The organism is Enterobacter sp. PI-10 (assembly GCF_027947695.1).
Lineage (GTDB): Bacteria > Pseudomonadota > Gammaproteobacteria > Enterobacterales > Enterobacteriaceae > Enterobacter > Enterobacter vonholyi.
In genome coordinates, this window is record NZ_JAJNOG010000009.1 from 140,099 (window position 1) to 157,301 (window position 17,203).

A 17,203-nucleotide genomic window follows, 5' to 3' on the forward strand; every position below is an offset into this window, starting at 1 on the left:
TAATATCACACTTGATTTGTTACGCACGGTTCCACCAGCCACTTCTGCCAGCTGGCCGTTACCTGAGCGCGTTCTGCGACAAAACAGTCCAGCGCCACGTGCCCCGGCTGCTCCTGCAGCGCCAGGTGATGAAGCTCGTCGCGAAGCGTCGTGTAGGCGCGGGTTAAGGCCTGCGCCTCCTGCTCGTCCATGATGTCGTTTTGCGCCAGCAGTTCCAGAATGCGCACGTTATCCGACCAGCGGGTCAGCTTAGGCTTGTCGTGCGCGTGCAGCAGCACCAGATACTGGGTAATGAATTCAATATCGGTGATCCCGCCCTCGTCGGCTTTGATATCAAAGCGATCGCGATGTTTATTACCCAGATGCGCGCGCATTTTCTCGCGCATCTCGCGCACTTCGGTCTGCAGCGTACTGCCCTCGCGCACGGTGGTCATAACCTCCTTACGGATGGCATCGAACTGCGTTTTGAGCTGCGGATCGCCATATACCACGCGAGCGCGCACCAGCGCCTGATGCTCCCACGTCCAGGCTTCATTCTTCTGGTAATCGGCGAAGGATTCCGTTGAAGTGACCAGCATGCCCGCCGCGCCGGACGGACGCAGGCGCGCATCGACTTCATACAAAATGCCCGACGAGGTGCGGGTGCTGAACAGATGCATGATGCGCTGCGCCAGGCGCAGGTAGAACTGACGCCCGTCAATTTCACGCTCACCATCGGTCATCACGTCAACCGGGCAGTCGTGCAGGAAGATTAAATCCAGATCGGAGCTGTATCCCAGCTCCCAGCCGCCGAGCTTGCCGTAACCCACCACGGCAAACCCTCGCCCCTCACGGTCAGCAAGGTGCTTCGGCTGGCCGTAGCGGGCCACCATCTGCACCCACGCCTGCTGCACTACCGCGTCGATGATCGCCTCCGCGAGCCAGGTTAAGTGATCGCTCACTTTCATCACCGGCAGCGTTCCGGCGATATCCGCCGCCGCCACGCGCAGCATCTGCGCCTGCTTAAACTGACGCAGCGCCTCCAGCTGTTGCTCTTCGTCTTCTTCCGGCACGCGAAGCAGATACTGACGCAGCTCGTCCCGGTAGGCATCCGTCGCCGTGGGCTGATACAGCGTGTTCGGATCGAGCAGCTCATCCAGCAGCAGCGGATATCGCGCCAGCTTATTCGCCACCATCGGCGACGCGGCGCAGAGCGTAATCAGATGCTTCAGCGCCCCCGGGAACTCGCTCAGAAGCTCCAGATACGTGGTGCGCGTAATAATCCCGCTCAGCAGCGGCATCATGCGCGACAGCGGCACCGGCGCGTCCGCCCGCGAGCAGACCTCGCTCAGCAGATGCGGCATCAGGTGATCCAGCACCTGACGACCGCGCGGGCCGATGGCGCGTTTGTTCAGTTCGAGACGGAAATCCGCGATCAGCGCCACCACGCGATGGCGGGCGTCGTCACTCAGGTGCGCCAGCACGGGGGTCGTGTCATCTTCCTGAAGTGCGTCCTGCCACAGCTCGCGCCAGTGCTCGGAAAGCGCGTCGTCCTGCGATTCACTTTCGTCATCACCAATCAGCTCGTTAAAGATGCGGCGCACGCCCGCCATGTGAGCGTCCAGCCGTTCGGTCAGCGTAGACCAGTCATCCACGCGCATGCCCCAGGCCAGGCGCGCCCGATTAAGGTCATCCCCCGGCAGGGTCTGGGTCTGTTCGTCGTTGATGCTTTGCAGCAGGTTTTCCAGACGTCGCAGGAAAAGATAGGCCTCGCGCAGGGTTTGCGCGTCGCCGTCCGGCAGCAGATGAAGCTGTTCGATGGCGCTCAGCGTCGGCAATAGCGAGCGGGACTGCAAGGACGGCTCACGGCCACCGCGAATAAGCTGGAAGACCTGGACGATAAATTCGATTTCGCGAATGCCGCCCGCGCCGAGCTTGATGTTGTCCTTCAGCCCGCGACGGCGAACCTCACGGGCGATCATCCCTTTCATATTACGCAGAGACTGGATGACGCTGAAGTCGATATAGCGACGGAACACGAACGGGCGCAGCATGGCGCGCAGTTCGTTAGCGTAAGCGTCGCCGCTGTCGCCCATGATCCGCGCTTTAACCATCGCATAGCGCTCCCAGTCACGCCCCTGCTCCTGGTAGTAATCCTCCAGCGCGGCAAAGCTCAGCACCAGCGGTCCGCTGTCGCCAAACGGACGCAGGCGCATGTCCACGCGGTAAACAAAGCCGTCCTGCGTCGGCTGATCCAGCGCCTTAATCAGACGCTGACCGAGGCGGGTAAAGAACTGGGCGTTGTCCAGCTCGCGACGGCCGCCGCGCGTAGAGCCGTTCTCGGGCCACGCGAAAATCAGGTCGATATCGGAGGAGAAGTTCAGTTCGCAGCCGCCCAGCTTGCCCATCCCCAGAATCAGCAGCGGCTGAGGAACCCCTTCCTCGCTGCACGGCGTGCCCCACTCTTTACAGCAGGCGGCGTAGAGCCAGTCGCGCGCGGCGACAATCAACGTCTGCGCCAGCTCGCTTAACTGCTGCAGCGTACTCTCTTCACTCACCAGCTCCAGCGCCTGCGCCCAGGCAATGCGCACCATCACCCGACGGCGGAACTGGCGCAGGACGCGCATCAGCGTCGCTTCATCCGCTACGTCTTCGAGTGCGGCCTGCAGCCAGCCGGCATAGTGCCGCCACTCGTCCGCCTGCGGCGGTGCGTTTTCAAGCTCCGCCAGCCAGTCCGGGTAGACGGCGATGCTTTCCTGCACAAAATCACTGAAGGCGAGCACGCTCTTCGCCTGCTCGCTTAACGATGACGCCGGTAATGACTCAGGCAGACGTTCGCAAACGGTCTGCCACTGCTGCTGTAACGCTGAAGAAAGCGGCATTCTAGGGGTTCCTTGCCAGAGTTAACGTTTTCCGCTGTGCAGCCAGTACGGCTCCTGCGAAATGGCCTCATTACGGAAATGCTCAATTTCAATATGCTGACGGGTTTCGATGGCATGCTTCAGCCCCTGCCAGTTTTCCAGCCACGCCTGCGCCTGTGGCCCGTCGTAGGCACCGGAAAGGAGCAGCATGCTGTCGATGTTGCGCGAAAGACGGGGAAGCTGATCGCCATACTTATCGCCGAGCGGATACGCAAAGGTGCTCTTCAGTTCAGCGGCATGACGGGAAAGATGAATGTCCGCGAAACGCTTAAAGTTTTCCGCGATTTTGGCCTCGGCTTTCGCATCCAGGAAGGCGCGCCAGCCGCGCGTGACCAGAAACTCGGTCAGCGCCAGTTTTGCCGAAGCGGCTTGCGGGCTGTAAATCGCCGTTTGCGCCGAGACGTCCGAGAGCATTAGCGTTTCGGTTTGCGTCAGCAGATCGCGTAAGTGAGCGCTCGCTTTGCGAGGCACGATGCCGCCGAACAGCGCCAGGGTATGGCGCACCAGGGCAATCGCCGCGAGCACGTGGGATTTGGCGTTTTTCACATTTCGCACCCACAGCTCTTCGTGGTACTGCCACTGAGAAAGCGCCAGCTCCAGCGCGGCTTCCAGACCCTGTTCAACGCTGGCTTTCGGCGCAACGTGCAAAATGGTCGTCTCTTTCAGCACGCGCGGCGCATTTCCGGCGGCCAGATGGTAACCCCGCGCGGCTTTACTCAGGCTTCCCTGACGCAGTCCGGACTGACTCACCAGCCTGCGCGCCAGCTTCAGCACGTCATTTGCGTCCCCATCCAGCAGCTCAAGCTCCAGTTCGCAAATCGGTTCCTGGAATTCCCCTGCCTTCACCTCACCCAGATCGAGGGCGATTTCGATGCGGCTTTTGCCTTCCGTCACCAGCCATTTCTCGCGCCAGAAATCGGTGCTGAACAGCGGCTGTACCTGTTCCGCCAGCGCGGAAGGCAGCTCGCCTTCCGGCCAGACTTCCGCCGGGAAACGTTCCAGCTCAAGTTCTGGCTTACTGATGTCGATATTGTATTCCGGGCGCTGATGTAAACCGCCGACCACGCGGCCGGCAATTTTCATCGTCATCTCGTAGCGCCCGCTCGCGCCACGGATGCGCAGCCCCATATCGTGGCGGCGCAGCCAGTTGTCTGGCGTTTCGTAATAGATATTAAGCAGTTGTACCGGTGCATGGTGTTCGCCGGAAAGCGTATGCAGATGCTGGCGGAGTGCGTCAACGCTGTCTTTTTCGACGATAAATTTTAATTCGATTTCCTGAGCCATAGTCTTGTACTTTTGCGGGCGTCACAGACGCGTCAATGAGGGCGAACTTCCTCGCCATTTATTTGTCAGTACATAGTATTTTGCGCCAAATTGCCATGCAATGAGCAATTTGTCGGGCGTAAATGTGTAGAGTCGTGACACAGATGATTCTGATTGCTGACGAATGCTTTGCGTAGAGACACTGTTGCCACTACTATCGTTCCACTATTTATGAAAATAACGACTAATGATGCTTAAATTACGCCTGATTGGACTTACTTTACTCGCTTTTAGCGCCGCAACAGCCGTGCACGCTGAAGAGAAGCGTTACGTTTCTGACGAACTGAACACCTGGGTACGCAGTGGCCCCGGAGATAATTATCGCCTCGTGGGTACGGTAAATGCCGGCGAGGAAGTCACCCTGTTACAGACCAACGCGGACACCAATTACGGTCAGGTTCGCGACAGTACCGGCCGTACGTCCTGGATCCCGCTGAAAGAGCTGAGCACCGTGCCAAGCCTGCGCACGCGCGTTCCCGATCTGGAAAACCAGGTCAAGACCCTGACCGACAAGCTGAACAACATCGACGGCACCTGGAACCAGCGCACCGCTGAAATGCAGCAGAAAGTAGCGCAAAGCGACGGTGTGATTAACGGTCTGAAAGAAGAGAACCAGAAACTGAAAAACGAGCTGATTGTCGCGCAGAAGAAAGTGAATGCCGCCAATCTGCAGCTCGACGATAAACAGCGCACCATCATCATGCAGTGGTTTATGTATGGCGGCGGCGTACTGGGCGTCGGTCTGGTGCTGGGCCTGGTTCTGCCGCACCTGATCCCGAGCCGTAAGCGTAAAGACCGCTGGATGAACTAATTCGTCTTCTCTGCCAGACTTACGTATCATTCTGGAAAAGAGAAAACGGGAGAGTTGGGCGTGAAAAGTTATCTGGTCGGTGGTGCGGTACGTGATGCGTTGTTAGGTCTGCCGGTCAAAGATAAAGACTGGGTGGTGGTTGGCGCCACCCCGGAAGAGATGCTCGACGCGGGCTACCAGCAGGTAGGCCGCGATTTTCCCGTCTTCCTCCACCCGAAAAGTCGTGAAGAGTATGCCCTGGCGCGTACCGAGCGGAAATCAGGTTCGGGCTATACGGGCTTCACCTGCTATGCCGCGCCGGACGTGACGCTGGAGGAAGATCTTCTGCGCCGCGATCTCACCATCAACGCGCTGGCGCAGGACGAGAACGGCCAGATCGTTGACGCTTATGGCGGCCAGGACGATCTGCGCAACCGTCTTTTACGTCACGTCTCCCCGGCGTTTTCTGAAGATCCGCTCCGCGTCCTGCGCGTGGCGCGCTTTGCCGCACGCTACGCCCATCTCAGCTTCCGTATTGCCGATGAAACCATAGCGCTGATGACCGCCATGACCGAGGCGGGCGAGCTTGAACACCTGACGCCAGAGCGCGTCTGGAAAGAAACGGAAAATGCTCTCACAACGCGCAACCCGCAGGTCTTTTTCCAGGTCCTTCGCGACTGCGGCGCGCTGAAGGTGCTCTTCCCGGAAATAGACGCGCTGTTTGGCGTGCCTGCTCCGGCGAAATGGCACCCGGAAATTGATACCGGCGTGCACACGCTGATGACCCTGAGCATGGCGGCCATGCTCAGCCCTGACGTGGACGTGCGCTTTTCCACCCTGTGCCACGATCTCGGCAAAGGCCTAACGCCAAAAGAATTCTGGCCTCGCCACCACGGGCACGGCCCGGCAGGGGTGAAGCTAGTCGAAGGGCTGTGCCAGCGTCTGCGCGTGCCGAACGAGATCCGCGATCTGGCGAAACTGGTGGCCGAATTCCACGATTTGATCCACACCTTCCCCATCCTCAAACCGGCCACCATCGTTAAGCTTTTCGATAACATCGACGCATGGCGTAAACCGCAGCGCGTGGAGCAAATCGCGCTGACCAGCGAAGCTGACGTGCGCGGGCGTACCGGGTTTGAGGCGTGCGATTATCCGCAGGGGCGTTTACTGCGTAAAGCCTGGGAGGTAGCAAAAGCGGTGCCGACGAAGGACGTTGTCGAGGCGGGATTCAAAGGTCCGGAAATTCGCGAAGAACTCACGAAACGGCGAATTCAGGCGGTGTCTGACTGGAAGGAAAAACACTGCCCTCAGCCAAAAGACTGAGGGCTATCGGTCAGAAGAAGACTACGTACACCGCAGCGGCAACGATAAAGCGATAGATCGCGAACGGAATGAACGAGATACGCTTAATCAACTGCAGGAAGGTTTTGATGGCAATCAGCGCCACGATAAACGCGGTGATGAAGCCAACGGCGAACATTGGAATATCGCCAGTCGTCAGGAAGTGATAGCTCTTATAGACGTCGAGTACAGTGGCGCCCATCATCATCGGCACCGCCAGCAGGAATGAGAACTCTGACGCGGCGTAACGGCTTACGCCCATCAGCATCCCGCCGGAGATGGTTGCGCCTGAACGCGAGAAGCCCGGCCACAGCGCCAGACACTGGAAGCAGCCAATGATAAACGCCTGACGATACGTCATATCGTCCAGACCTTCCGCGCGCGGCGTTTTTGGCTTCAGCACTTCCGCGGCGATCAGCAGGAAGCCGCCCACCACCAGCGCGTACATCACGTTAATCGGGTTAAACAGCGATTTGATGGCGTCGTGGAAAACCAGACCCAGCACCACCGCCGGGATCATCCCGAGCAAAATATGGATCAGCGACAGGCGACCTTTACTCATCCCTTCGTGCTGCGGCGGACGGCCAAAATGGATACCGATCAGGCCAAACAGACGGCGCCAGAACATCACCACCACCGCCAGAATCGAACCCAGCTGGATAACCACTTCAAACGTTTTGGCGGTATCACCTTCAAAGCCCAGCAGATGGCCAACGATAATCATATGGCCGGTACTGGAAACCGGTAAAAACTCCGTCAATCCTTCGACCACACCCAGTATTGCCGCCACCAGCAGCGAGTGCATATCGCTCATCTATAAACCCCTAAAAAGATATAAAAAAACGGTCGCCCCAACGGCTACCGTGAAAGATACAGCTTTAAGACCGGTATAACCTAAAATGGTTTAGCAATTATGACGTTAATTCTTGCCTTTCAGATTTGTGCCACGCTCAATGATGACGCCAACGTTGGCGGCGCGCGCCACCGCGCCCGGCTTGCTCAGCTTGATGCGTACCCACGGTGAGTTGAATTTTTTCAGCAGCAATTCTGCGACTTCTTCCGCCACCCGTTCGACCAGCGCAAAACGTTGCCCTTCAACGTGGGCAATGACCGCTTCACTGATGTCGGCATAGCTGAGACAGTCGTTCACGTCATCGCTTTTTGCCGATTTGCGGTTATCCCATCCCATTTCGATATCGAACACCAGCTTCTGCTCGATGGTCTGTTCCCAGTCGTAAACACCAATTGTGGTGATTACCGAAAGTTGCTCTATAAATACAATATCCATCACGACCTGCCTGCTTTTTGGCTAAACCGGATACCACTTCCGGCGAATTATGCGTATTATCCACAGATGCTGAGAATACAGATACATTTTCAAAACGGAACAGCGTTATGAGTGCAATCGCGCCTGGAATGATCCTCCTCGCCTATCTTTGCGGCTCAATCTCCAGCGCCATTCTGGTCTGCCGCATCGCCGGGTTACCCGACCCGCGTGAAAATGGTTCCGGGAATCCGGGGGCGACCAACGTACTACGAATTGGTGGCAAGGGAGCAGCCGTAGCGGTTTTGATTTTTGATGTTCTGAAAGGGATGCTGCCCGTCTGGGGCGCGTATGCGCTGGGCGTCACGCCGTTCTGGCTGGGGCTTATCGCTATTGCGGCCTGTGTCGGCCACATCTGGCCCGTATTCTTCGGTTTTAAAGGTGGCAAAGGTGTGGCGACCGCCTTTGGTGCCATTGCGCCTATCGGCTGGGACCTAACCGGCGTGATGGCCGGGACCTGGCTATTGACCATTCTGCTGAGCGGCTATTCCTCGCTGGGCGCCATCGTCAGCGCGCTGATCGCCCCGTTCTACGTCTGGTGGTTTAAACCTCAGTTCACCTTCCCGGTGTCGATGCTCTCCTGCCTTATCCTGCTGCGTCATCACGATAATATTCAGCGCCTGTGGCGTCGTCAGGAGACCAAAATCTGGACGAAGCTCAAGAGGAAGAAAAAAGACACGCCGTAAGGGTTAGTTATGCCTTATAGCCAAATGTGATTTTGGTCACCTTCTGCCTGTGGTAACTGTTAATGACACAACACAACCACATTAGAATAAAATGGCTGAAATCACAGAAACAACTCCCCTTTCAACGGCAGAAAAACACCCCGATGGCGACATCCAGTGGGTGCGCAGCGCTTCGGATGTATCACGCCTCGTTAATGACGGCTCACAGGGCCGGGCCAATGCCCGCATCGTGGTCGGTATCGCGCTGGGCGGGATTTTCCTCGATGCTTACGATCTGGGCGCGCTGGCCTTCGGCATAAAAGATATCACCCGCGAATTTAACCTTACGCCCGCCGGGACCGGTATGGTGGCCTCGGCAATTACCTTTGGCGCGATTGTCGGGGCGCTGCTCGGGGGGTACCTCACGGATAAAATCGGGCGCTACCGCGTTTTTATGGCTGATATGGTGTTCTTCGTGGTGGCTGCCATCGCCTGTGCGCTGGCCCCGAACGAATATGTGCTGGCGGGAGCCCGCTTTGTGATGGGGCTTGGGGTCGGGATCGACCTTCCCGTGGCGATGGCGTTTTTAAGCGAGTTCGCCAGGCTGAAAGGTCCGGGAAACAAAGCCTCCAGCGTCGCGATGTGGTGCCCTACCTGGTATGCAGCCATCAGCGTCTCCTACCTGCTGGTGCTGTTCTTCTACGCCGCGCTGCCGGAAAGCCACAGCGACTGGCTGTGGCGTTTAATTCTCGGCTTTGGCGCGGTGCCCGCGCTGGTGATTATCGCCATCCGCAGCCGCTATATGAGCGAATCGCCGGTATGGGCGGCGAATCAGGGCAATCTGAAGGAGGCGGCGTCGATTTTGCGGCAGTCGTACAATATTAACGCCCACGTCCCGCAGGATGCGCTCGGCCAGCCTGCACCCATCGTGAATAAAGCGAAATGGTCAAACTATCTGAATCTGTTTCGCGGCGTCTACTTACGCCGCACGACGCTCGCCACGCTGCTGTCCGTCGTCTCCTCGTTCGCCTACAACGCCGTGGCGTTTGGTCTGCCGGTGATCATCTCCAGCTTCTTTGTCCAGTCGATGCTCACCACCATTCTCATTTCTCTGGTGCTTAACCTGCTGTTTGCCTTCGTCGGCGGACTGCTGGCGGTACGCTACGTGCCGCGCTTCGGCGCATGGCGAATGTCGCTTGCGGGTTATGCCTGCCAGCTTGTCGCGCTGCTGGGCCTCGCGCTGATTGGCCGACCGGAAGGTGCCTCTGAAGGCGTGCTTGCCGTGGCGATGCTGGCGCTATTCCTTTTCGGTCAGGGCTTTGGCCCGGGCGCGCATACCATGACGTTCGCCTCGCTGAGCTACCCGACCTCGCTGCGCGGCGTGGGCGTGGGTCTCAACCAGACGCTGATGCGCAGTAGTTCTACGCTGTCGCTGTTCCTGTTCCCGCTGCTGGTGGCGTCGCTCGACACCGCCGTGTTCTGGGTGATTGCGCTGGCGCCGTTTATCGGCCTGGCATCGCTGCTGGCGATCCGCTGGGAGCCGTCCGGGTATGATGTGGATGCGGAGGACTATCGGTAACGACACATCGCTTCGGTGGGTTCCCCCCCACCGAAGGGTTCTTACAAATCGTCCAGCAGCGTTCGGGAAAGTTTTTTTAGCATATCAAGCTCATCATCGTTCATCCGCATGCTGCAGCGAATCTGGTCCGGCAATGCCATCACCCGTTTTTTCAGTTCTTTCGCCTTATCGGTCAGCACGACATTTTTCATCCTTTCATCCCCCACAACCGCGATACGGTTGAGGAATCCTTTTGCCTCAAGCTTTTGTACAAGCGGCGTCAATGTGCCCGAATCAAAAAACGTCTTATCGCTGAGATCGCGAAGTGGAATGTTGTCTTTCTCATAAAGCGCCATCAAAACAACGAATTGCGGGTAGGTCAAATCCATCTCTTGTAGTAGGGGACGATACTGGCGAACAAACGCATTGGTGACCGAGTACAGCGAGAAGCAAAGTAAATCATCTAGCGTTTTGTTTTCTTTCATTTTTCTATCAACTCCGAATCTGTTGCCTAAAAAAAATTATAAATAATGTTTGACTAAAAGTATCTTGCGCGCAAGTATTATACCAGCAACTAAGTAGCACGCTATTTAGTTATCTCATCCGATCAAATGCGCTTAAAGAGGTACCACCATGAAAACACTAACCGCCATCCTGGTTTCTTCCGTCTTCGCGTCAGCTGCTGCATCCGCTCAAACCACCAATACCCCAGCTCCGACCGCAGGCGTACAGGCGTTTCTTAATATTCTGAATTCCAGCAAGGGTAAGCCAATGGAACAGATGACCCCGCAGGAGGCCCGCCAGGTACTGATCGGCGCGCAGCAAGGCGCAAAACTGCCGCCCGCTCAGGTTTCAGAAAAAACGATCCAGGTAAATGGTCAGGCGATCAAACTTAAAATAGTGAAACCTGAAAACGCGACCGGCACGCTCCCGGCATTTATGTTCTTCCACGGCGGCGGCTGGGTGCTGGGCGATTACCCGACCCATGAACGCTTAATCCGCGATCTGGTTCGCGCATCAGGCGCCGCAGCGGTTTACGTTGATTACACGCCGTCACCTGAGGCCCATTTCCCGGTGGCCATCAATCAGGCCTATAAAGCGACAAAATGGGTAGCCGAACACGGTCAGGAAATTGGCGTGGACGGTAGCCGTCTGGGTCTGGTCGGTAACAGCGTGGGCGGCAATATGGTGGCTTCCGTTGCGCTGCAGGCAAAACAGTTCAATGGGCCCAAAATTCGCTACAACGTCATGCTCTGGCCTGTGACCGATGCGAATTTTGATACTGCCTCGTATAACCAGTTCGAGAACGGCTATTTCCTGTCGAAAAACATGATGAAATGGTTCTGGGATAACTACACCACCAGCGCGGCCGATCGCAACAATATCCTTGCCTCTCCGCTTCGCGCCAGCGCCGCGCAGCTGAAAGGCTTCCCGGAGACGCTGATTCAGACAGCAGAGCTGGACGTTCTGCGGGATGAAGGTGAAGCATTCGGGCGTAAGCTGGATGCGGCTGGCGTCCCGGTGACCGTCACGCGCTATAACGGCATGATCCACGATTACGGCCTGCTTAACCCGCTGAGCCAGGAGCCAACGGTTAAAGTTGCCCTGGAGCAGGCAGGCGCAGCGCTGCATGAGCACCTGAAATAACGGCATCGCGATGTTTGTCAGACAGCACGCCCCCGGGGCGTGCTTTTTTGTTTCGTCTTAACCGCCATCCATAAGCGACTCATATGACAGCCTTCATTTCTGCCAGGGCATACTGAAACGACCCCGATGATGAGCAGATGGATGCAGCATGTTAGCAGCTCAGGTCACTGATAATTCGTACAAAGGCTGGCAGGCGTCGCTTGCCCTGCAGTTTTGTCACACCCCTGAGAAAACCCTCCTGCACTCCGCTCATCACGTCGGGCCGCTTACCGTTCAGCGTCCATTTTATCCCGAAGGAGAAGCCTGCCACCTTTATCTGCTGCATCCGCCTGGCGGGATTGTGGGCGGCGATACGCTGGACATTTCCGTTCGGCTGGACGCCAAAAGCCATGCGCTTATCACAATGCCCGGCGCCAGCAAGTTCTATCGCAGCAGCGGCCCGCAGGCTCGCCTGAATCAGCACTTTTATCTCGATGATGAATCCACGCTGGAGTGGCTACCGCAGGACACTATTATCTTCCCGGGTGCGAACGCCGCGCTGCGCTCCGTCTTCCACCTGAAGACCTCCAGCACGCTGCTGGCGTGGGAGCTGTACTGCCTGGGGCGCCCGGTGATCAATGAGACCTTCAGCCACGGCACGCTGGAGAGCCGCCTTGAAGTCTGGGTTGAGGATGAACCGCGCCTGATTGAGCGTCAGCACCTTGCCGACGGCGATCTCACTCCCGTCGCCGGATATCCATGGCTCGGCACGCTGCTGTTCTATCCGGCCAATGAAGAACATCTCGACACGGTACGCGAACGGCTCGCGCCGCTGGAAAAGTTTGCGGGGGCAACGCTCACCGACGATCTGCTTTCGGTGCGTTTTCTCTCCGATGACAACCTGATTTGCCAGCGGGTGATGCGTGACGTCTGGCAGTCGCTTCGCCCGCTTCTCACCACCAAAACCGCCTGTTCGCCGCGTATCTGGCAGACATAAGAGAAACGTTATGGAACTGACCCCCAGAGAAAAAGACAAGCTGTTGCTGTTCACCGCCGCGCTGGTTGCCGAACGCCGCCTTGCGCGCGGGGTAAAGCTTAATTACCCGGAATCGGTCGCGCTGATCAGCGCCTTCATCATGGAGGGCGCGCGCGATGGCGAAACCGTCGCCTCGCTGATGGAGGCGGGCCGCCACGTCCTGACGCGCGATCAGGTAATGGAAGGCGTGCCGGAGATGATCCCGGATATTCAGGTCGAAGCCACCTTCCCGGACGGATCGAAGCTCGTCACCGTCCACAACCCGATCGTCTAAGGAGCGCGCGATGATCCCAGGTGAATACCAGATCCAGCCCGGAACGATTGCGATCAACGTCGGGCGTGAAACCCAAAGCGTGGTTGTCGAAAATCACGGCGACAGGCCAATCCAGGTCGGATCGCATTACCACTTTTACGAGGTCAACCCGGCCCTGAAGTTCGAGCGGGAAGCCACCAAAGGCTACCGGCTGAATATCCCGGCGGGCACCGCCGTGCGCTTCGAGCCCGGCCAGAAGCGGGAGGTGACGCTGGTTCAGGTCACGGGCGCGCAGCGCATTTTCGGTTTTCGCGGCGAGGTGATGGGCGAGGTGAAACATGGCTGAGATTTCACGCCGGGCATATGCCGATATGTTCGGCCCCACCACCGGCGATAAAGTGCGGCTGGCCGACAGCGAGCTGTGGATCGAAGTGGAAGACGATCTCACGGTCTACGGCGAAGAGGTCAAATTCGGCGGCGGAAAGGTGATCCGCGACGGCATGGGTCAGGGGCAGATGACCGCAGACGACTGCGTGGATCTGGTTCTCACCAACGCGCTGCTCGTCGATCACTGGGGGATCGTAAAAGCCGATATCGGCGTCAAGAACGGGCGGATCTTCGCCGTCGGCAAAGCCGGTAATCCGGACATTCAGCCCGGCGTAACGATCCCGATTGGCGCGGCAACGGAAGTGATTGCCGCCGAAGGGAAGATCGTCACCGCGGGCGGGATCGACACCCACATCCACTGGATCTGCCCGCAGCAGGCTGAAGAGGCGCTGGTCTCCGGCGTCACCACCATGATCGGCGGCGGCACCGGCCCCGCGGCGGGCACCAACGCCACCACCTGCACGCCGGGGCCGTGGTATATCGCCCGCATGCTGCAGGCTGCGGATACGCTGCCGGTGAATATCGGCCTGCTCGGCAAAGGTAACGGCTCCAGCCCGAACGCCCTGCGCGAGCAGATTGCCGCCGGTGCTATCGGGCTGAAGATCCACGAAGACTGGGGCGCGACGCCTGCGGCGATCAACTGCTCGCTGGAGGTGGCCGAAGAGATGGATATTCAGGTGGCGCTGCACAGCGACACGCTGAACGAGTCCGGGTTTGTCGAAGACACGCTGGCGGCCATCGCAGGGCGCACCATCCACACTTTCCATACCGAAGGCGCAGGCGGCGGCCACGCGCCGGATATCATCACCGCCTGCGCGCACCCGAATATTCTGCCCTCCTCCACCAACCCGACGCTGCCCTACACGGTCAATACCATCGACGAGCATCTCGACATGCTGATGGTCTGCCACCACCTTGACCCGGATATCGCCGAGGACGTGGCGTTTGCGGAATCCCGCATTCGTCGTGAAACCATCGCCGCTGAAGACGTGCTGCACGACATCGGCGCATTCTCGCTCACCTCGTCAGATTCGCAGGCCATGGGCCGCGTCGGAGAAGTGATTATCCGCACCTGGCAGGTGGCGCACCGCATGAAGGTCCAGCGCGGCGCGCTGCCGGAAGAGACCGGCGATAACGACAACTTCCGCGTGAAGCGCTACGTCGCCAAATACACCATTAACCCGGCGCTCACCCACGGCATTGCCCACGAAGTCGGTTCGATTGAGGCGGGCAAGCTGGCGGATCTGGTGGTCTGGTCCCCGGCGTTCTTCGGCGTCAAGCCCGCCACCATCGTCAAGGGCGGGATGATTGCCTGCGCGCCGATGGGCGATATCAACGCCTCGATCCCCACGCCGCAGCCGGTGCATTACCGCCTGATGTTTGGATCGCTGGGTGCCGCGCGCCACGCCACCCGGCTGACGTTTATCTCGCAGGCCGCCAGTGCCAACGGCATCCCGCAGCAGCTCAACCTGCAGAGCGCTACCGCGGTGGTGAAAGGCTGCCGGACGGTGAAAAAGGCGGACATGATCCACAACGGCCTGCAGCCGAATATCACCGTCGACTCACAAACCTACGAGGTGCGCGTCGACGGTGAACTGATAACCAGCGAACCGGCTGACGTTCTGCCGATGGCGCAACGCTATTTCCTGTTTTGAGGAGTGATGATGATCTATTTAACCCAACGCCTGGACCATGCCCACCCCGCCACCGCCAGCGTCACGCTGCCGATTGACGTACGGGTGAAAAGCCGCGCCCGCGTATCGCTGAACGACGGTCGCGAAGCCGGACTGATGCTGCCGCGCGGCCTGCTGCTGCGCGGGGGCGACCTGCTGACTACCGACGACGGCAGCGAGGTTGTCGAGGTGATCGCCGCGCCGGAGTCGGTCTCCGTGCTGCACTGCGCCGATCCGTTCCTGCTCGCCCGCGCCTGCTACCACCTGGGCAACCGCCACGTGCCGCTGCAGGTCATGCCCGGCGAGCTGCGCTATCACCACGATCACGTTCTCGACGACATGCTGCGCCAGTTCGGGCTGGAAGTGGCCTACGCCAGCCTGCCGTTTGAACCGGAAGCGGGCGCTTATACCAGCGATGCCCACAGCCACTCTCACGCTCATTCACATTAAGGATTAATCATGCGCAAGTTACTCCCTCTGTTACTGCTGGCTTTTTCCGTTCCCGCGCTCGCGCATCCCGGCCACGGCGCCGACAGCTTCCAGGCCGGTTTTCTCCATCCGCTGACCGGACTCGATCACCTGCTGATGCTGGCGGGTGCAGGCGTGCTCTCGGCACTGAGCGGCCGCAAGCTCCTGCTGCCGTTTGCCACCCTCGGCATGATGCTCGTTGGCGCTATTGCGGGCAGCCTGCTCGGCGGCTTCAGCGGCATGGAGATGCTGATTATCGCCTCGCTGGCGGTCTGCGGCGTGATGATGTTTAAAACTGAAAATCGCTTGCTGCTGGCAGTGCCTGCCCTGGCGATGTTCCACGGCTGGGCGCACGGCGTGGAGATGTCCGGCCACAGCTTCTGGCTCTTCACCAGCGGCTTTATGCTCTCCAGCGCCACGGTGCTGTGCGCCAGCTTTGCCGCAGGGCTGCTGCTGCGCCGTCACGACGGCCTGCGTAAAACCTTCGGCGGCGGGCTGATCGTCTCCGCCCTGCTGGCACTGATGAGCTGATGGATCATTCCCGCCAGTTGCTGCGCCTGATGCAGCTCTCCAGCAGCAGCCTGCCGGTCGGGTCGTTTACCTGGTCACAGGGGCTGGAGTGGGCCGTTGAGGCGGGCTGGGTCACGGACGCCAACGCCTTTAAACGCTGGCAAATCCAGCAGATGGAGCAGAGCTTTTTCTGCGTCGACCTTCCGCTGTTTATCCGTATTTATCAGGCCTGTGAGCAACGCTCTCTTACAAATGCAAAACGCTGGACGGCATACCTGCTCGCCTGTCGGGAAACGCGCGAGCTACGAGAAGAAGAGCGCAACCGCGGGGCGGCCTTTACGCGGCTGATTAAGAGCTGGGAACCTGACTGTCTGCCCGAATGGCTGCCGCTGTTTATGCAAAGCCAGCTCTGCGGCATGGCCTGGCTCGGCGTTCGCTGGGGCATTAGCGCGCGCGAACTGGCACTGAGTCTGGGCTACAGCTGGATGGAGAGCGCGGTCATGGCGGGCGTCAAGCTGGTGCCGTTTGGGCAACAGGCCGCGCAGCAGCTGATTATCGAACTGAGCGACCACTACGCCGCCGGGTTTGAACAGGCATTTTTACGTAGCGACGACGCGCTGGGGGCAGCAACGCCGCTGTCCGCCATCGCCTCGGCGCGCCACGAAACCCAATATTCACGACTATTCCGTTCCTGAGGAGTCAACATGGCTGATTACAAACATCCCCTGCGCGTGGGCGTGGGCGGCCCGGTAGGGTCGGGCAAAACCGCGCTGCTGGAAGCGCTCTGCAAGGCGATGCGCGATACCTATCATCTTGCGGTGGTCACCAACGATATCTACACCAAAGAGGATCAGCGCATCCTGACCGAAGCGGGCGCGCTGGAGCCAGAGCGCATCGTGGGCGTGGAGACGGGCGGCTGCCCGCATACCGCTATCCGGGAAGATGCTTCGATGAACCTGGCGGCGGTGGAAGCGTTGAGCGAGAAGTTCGGCAATCTGGACCTGATCTTCGTTGAAAGCGGCGGAGACAACCTCAGCGCGACGTTCAGCCCTGAGCTGGCGGATCTGACCATTTACGTGATCGACGTGGCCGAAGGGGAAAAAATCCCGCGCAAGGGCGGGCCGGGGATCACCAAATCCGATTTTCTGGTCATCAACAAAACCGATCTCGCGCCGTACGTGGGTGCCTCGCTGGAGGTGATGGAGCGCGATACCAACCGCATGCGCGGCGAGCGTCCATGGACCTTTACCAACCTGAAGGCGGGTGACGGTCTTGCGACGATTATTGCATTTCTGGAAGAGAAAGGGATGTTGCGGGTGTAGTCAAACGATCCCCTCTCCCTGTGGGAG

General features: G+C 58.9%; 18 protein-coding genes. 13 read left to right on the plus strand and 5 right to left on the minus strand.

From position 1 onward, the window contains the following. Window positions 1–5 precede the first annotated feature (5 nt). Window positions 6–2,861, minus strand: a complete 2,856-nt coding sequence (gene glnE, locus LRM19_RS17990) for a bifunctional [glutamate--ammonia ligase]-adenylyl-L-tyrosine phosphorylase/[glutamate--ammonia-ligase] adenylyltransferase (RefSeq protein WP_271369564.1) — start codon at window positions 2,859–2,861, stop codon at window positions 6–8. A 21-nt stretch (window positions 2,862–2,882) separates the two neighbouring features. Beyond that, complete coding sequence (locus tag LRM19_RS17995) at window positions 2,883–4,184, minus strand: CYTH domain-containing protein (protein ID WP_271369565.1); 1,302 nt, start codon at window positions 4,182–4,184, stop codon at window positions 2,883–2,885. Window positions 4,185–4,413: 229 nt separating this feature from the next. Here LRM19_RS17995 and LRM19_RS18000 point away from each other — a divergent pair, with 229 nt between their 5' ends. Further along, window positions 4,414–5,034, plus strand: a complete 621-nt coding sequence (locus LRM19_RS18000; protein ID WP_024906484.1) for a TIGR04211 family SH3 domain-containing protein — start codon at window positions 4,414–4,416, stop codon at window positions 5,032–5,034. Window positions 5,035–5,094: 60 nt separating this feature from the next. Continuing rightward, entirely contained in the window at window positions 5,095–6,336 is a 1,242-nt protein-coding gene (locus LRM19_RS18005) for a multifunctional CCA addition/repair protein (protein ID WP_271369566.1), read from the plus strand. A gap of 10 nt (window positions 6,337–6,346) precedes the next feature. Here LRM19_RS18005 and bacA read toward each other — a convergent pair whose 3' ends face one another. Beyond that, window positions 6,347–7,168: an undecaprenyl-diphosphate phosphatase gene (gene bacA, locus LRM19_RS18010; RefSeq protein ID WP_115876294.1), complete on the minus strand. Its 822-nt coding sequence runs from the start codon at window positions 7,166–7,168 to the stop codon at window positions 6,347–6,349. Window positions 7,169–7,273: 105 nt separating this feature from the next. After that, window positions 7,274–7,642 carry a bifunctional dihydroneopterin aldolase/7,8-dihydroneopterin epimerase gene (folB, locus tag LRM19_RS18015; RefSeq protein WP_045888206.1) on the minus strand — a complete coding sequence of 123 codons (369 nt, stop codon included), beginning with the start codon at window positions 7,640–7,642 and terminating at the stop codon, window positions 7,274–7,276. A 107-nt stretch (window positions 7,643–7,749) separates the two neighbouring features. On the opposite strand from folB, the gene plsY reads away from it, so the two are divergent. Next, the gene (gene plsY, locus LRM19_RS18020) at window positions 7,750–8,364 is read left to right on the plus strand and encodes a glycerol-3-phosphate 1-O-acyltransferase PlsY (RefSeq protein ID WP_271369567.1); all 615 of its coding nucleotides are present in this window, start codon (window positions 7,750–7,752) and stop codon (window positions 8,362–8,364) included. Between the two features lie 91 nt (window positions 8,365–8,455). Further along, entirely contained in the window at window positions 8,456–9,922 is a 1,467-nt protein-coding gene (locus LRM19_RS18025; RefSeq protein ID WP_271369568.1) for an MFS transporter, read from the plus strand. Window positions 9,923–9,963: 41 nt separating this feature from the next. On the opposite strand, the gene LRM19_RS18030 is transcribed toward LRM19_RS18025, so the two are convergent. Further along, window positions 9,964–10,386, minus strand: coding sequence for a MarR family winged helix-turn-helix transcriptional regulator (locus LRM19_RS18030; protein WP_111963297.1), 423 nt, complete (start codon window positions 10,384–10,386; stop codon window positions 9,964–9,966). Between the two features lie 148 nt (window positions 10,387–10,534). Between LRM19_RS18030 and LRM19_RS18035 the strand changes: the two genes are divergently transcribed. The 9 genes from LRM19_RS18035 (at window position 10,535) to ureG (ending at window position 17,176) form a co-directional block, all read left to right on the plus strand. After that, window positions 10,535–11,548 carry an alpha/beta hydrolase gene (locus tag LRM19_RS18035; protein WP_271369569.1) on the plus strand — a complete coding sequence of 338 codons (1,014 nt, stop codon included), beginning with the start codon at window positions 10,535–10,537 and terminating at the stop codon, window positions 11,546–11,548. Between the two features lie 148 nt (window positions 11,549–11,696). Then, window positions 11,697–12,524, plus strand: a complete 828-nt coding sequence (locus LRM19_RS18040) for an urease accessory protein UreD (RefSeq protein ID WP_271369570.1) — start codon at window positions 11,697–11,699, stop codon at window positions 12,522–12,524. A gap of 10 nt (window positions 12,525–12,534) precedes the next feature. Further along, a complete protein-coding gene (locus tag LRM19_RS18045; protein ID WP_003862556.1) occupies window positions 12,535–12,837 on the plus strand; it encodes an urease subunit gamma in 303 nt (100 codons plus the stop codon). 10 nt (window positions 12,838–12,847) lie between these two features. After that, complete coding sequence (locus LRM19_RS18050) at window positions 12,848–13,162, plus strand: urease subunit beta (RefSeq protein WP_136195067.1); 315 nt, start codon at window positions 12,848–12,850, stop codon at window positions 13,160–13,162. Continuing rightward, window positions 13,155–14,858 (plus strand): urease subunit alpha, encoded by a 1,704-nt coding sequence (gene ureC / locus LRM19_RS18055; RefSeq protein ID WP_271369571.1) that lies wholly within the window; start codon window positions 13,155–13,157, stop codon window positions 14,856–14,858. Before LRM19_RS18050 ends, ureC begins: the two co-directional genes overlap by 8 nt. Window positions 14,859–14,867: 9 nt before the next feature. Then, window positions 14,868–15,326 carry an urease accessory protein UreE gene (gene ureE, locus LRM19_RS18060; protein WP_271369582.1) on the plus strand — a complete coding sequence of 153 codons (459 nt, stop codon included), beginning with the start codon at window positions 14,868–14,870 and terminating at the stop codon, window positions 15,324–15,326. 9 nt (window positions 15,327–15,335) lie between these two features. Next, on the plus strand, window positions 15,336–15,875 hold the full coding sequence (locus LRM19_RS18065; RefSeq protein WP_271369572.1) for a HupE/UreJ family protein: 540 nt from the start codon (window positions 15,336–15,338) through the stop codon (window positions 15,873–15,875). Beyond that, entirely contained in the window at window positions 15,875–16,549 is a 675-nt protein-coding gene (locus tag LRM19_RS18070; RefSeq protein ID WP_271369573.1) for an urease accessory protein UreF, read from the plus strand. The genes LRM19_RS18065 and LRM19_RS18070 overlap by 1 nt, the downstream gene beginning before the upstream one ends. 9 nt (window positions 16,550–16,558) lie before the next feature. Continuing rightward, window positions 16,559–17,176: an urease accessory protein UreG gene (gene ureG / locus LRM19_RS18075; protein WP_014071813.1), complete on the plus strand. Its 618-nt coding sequence runs from the start codon at window positions 16,559–16,561 to the stop codon at window positions 17,174–17,176. The last annotated feature ends 27 nt before the right edge of the window (window positions 17,177–17,203 follow it).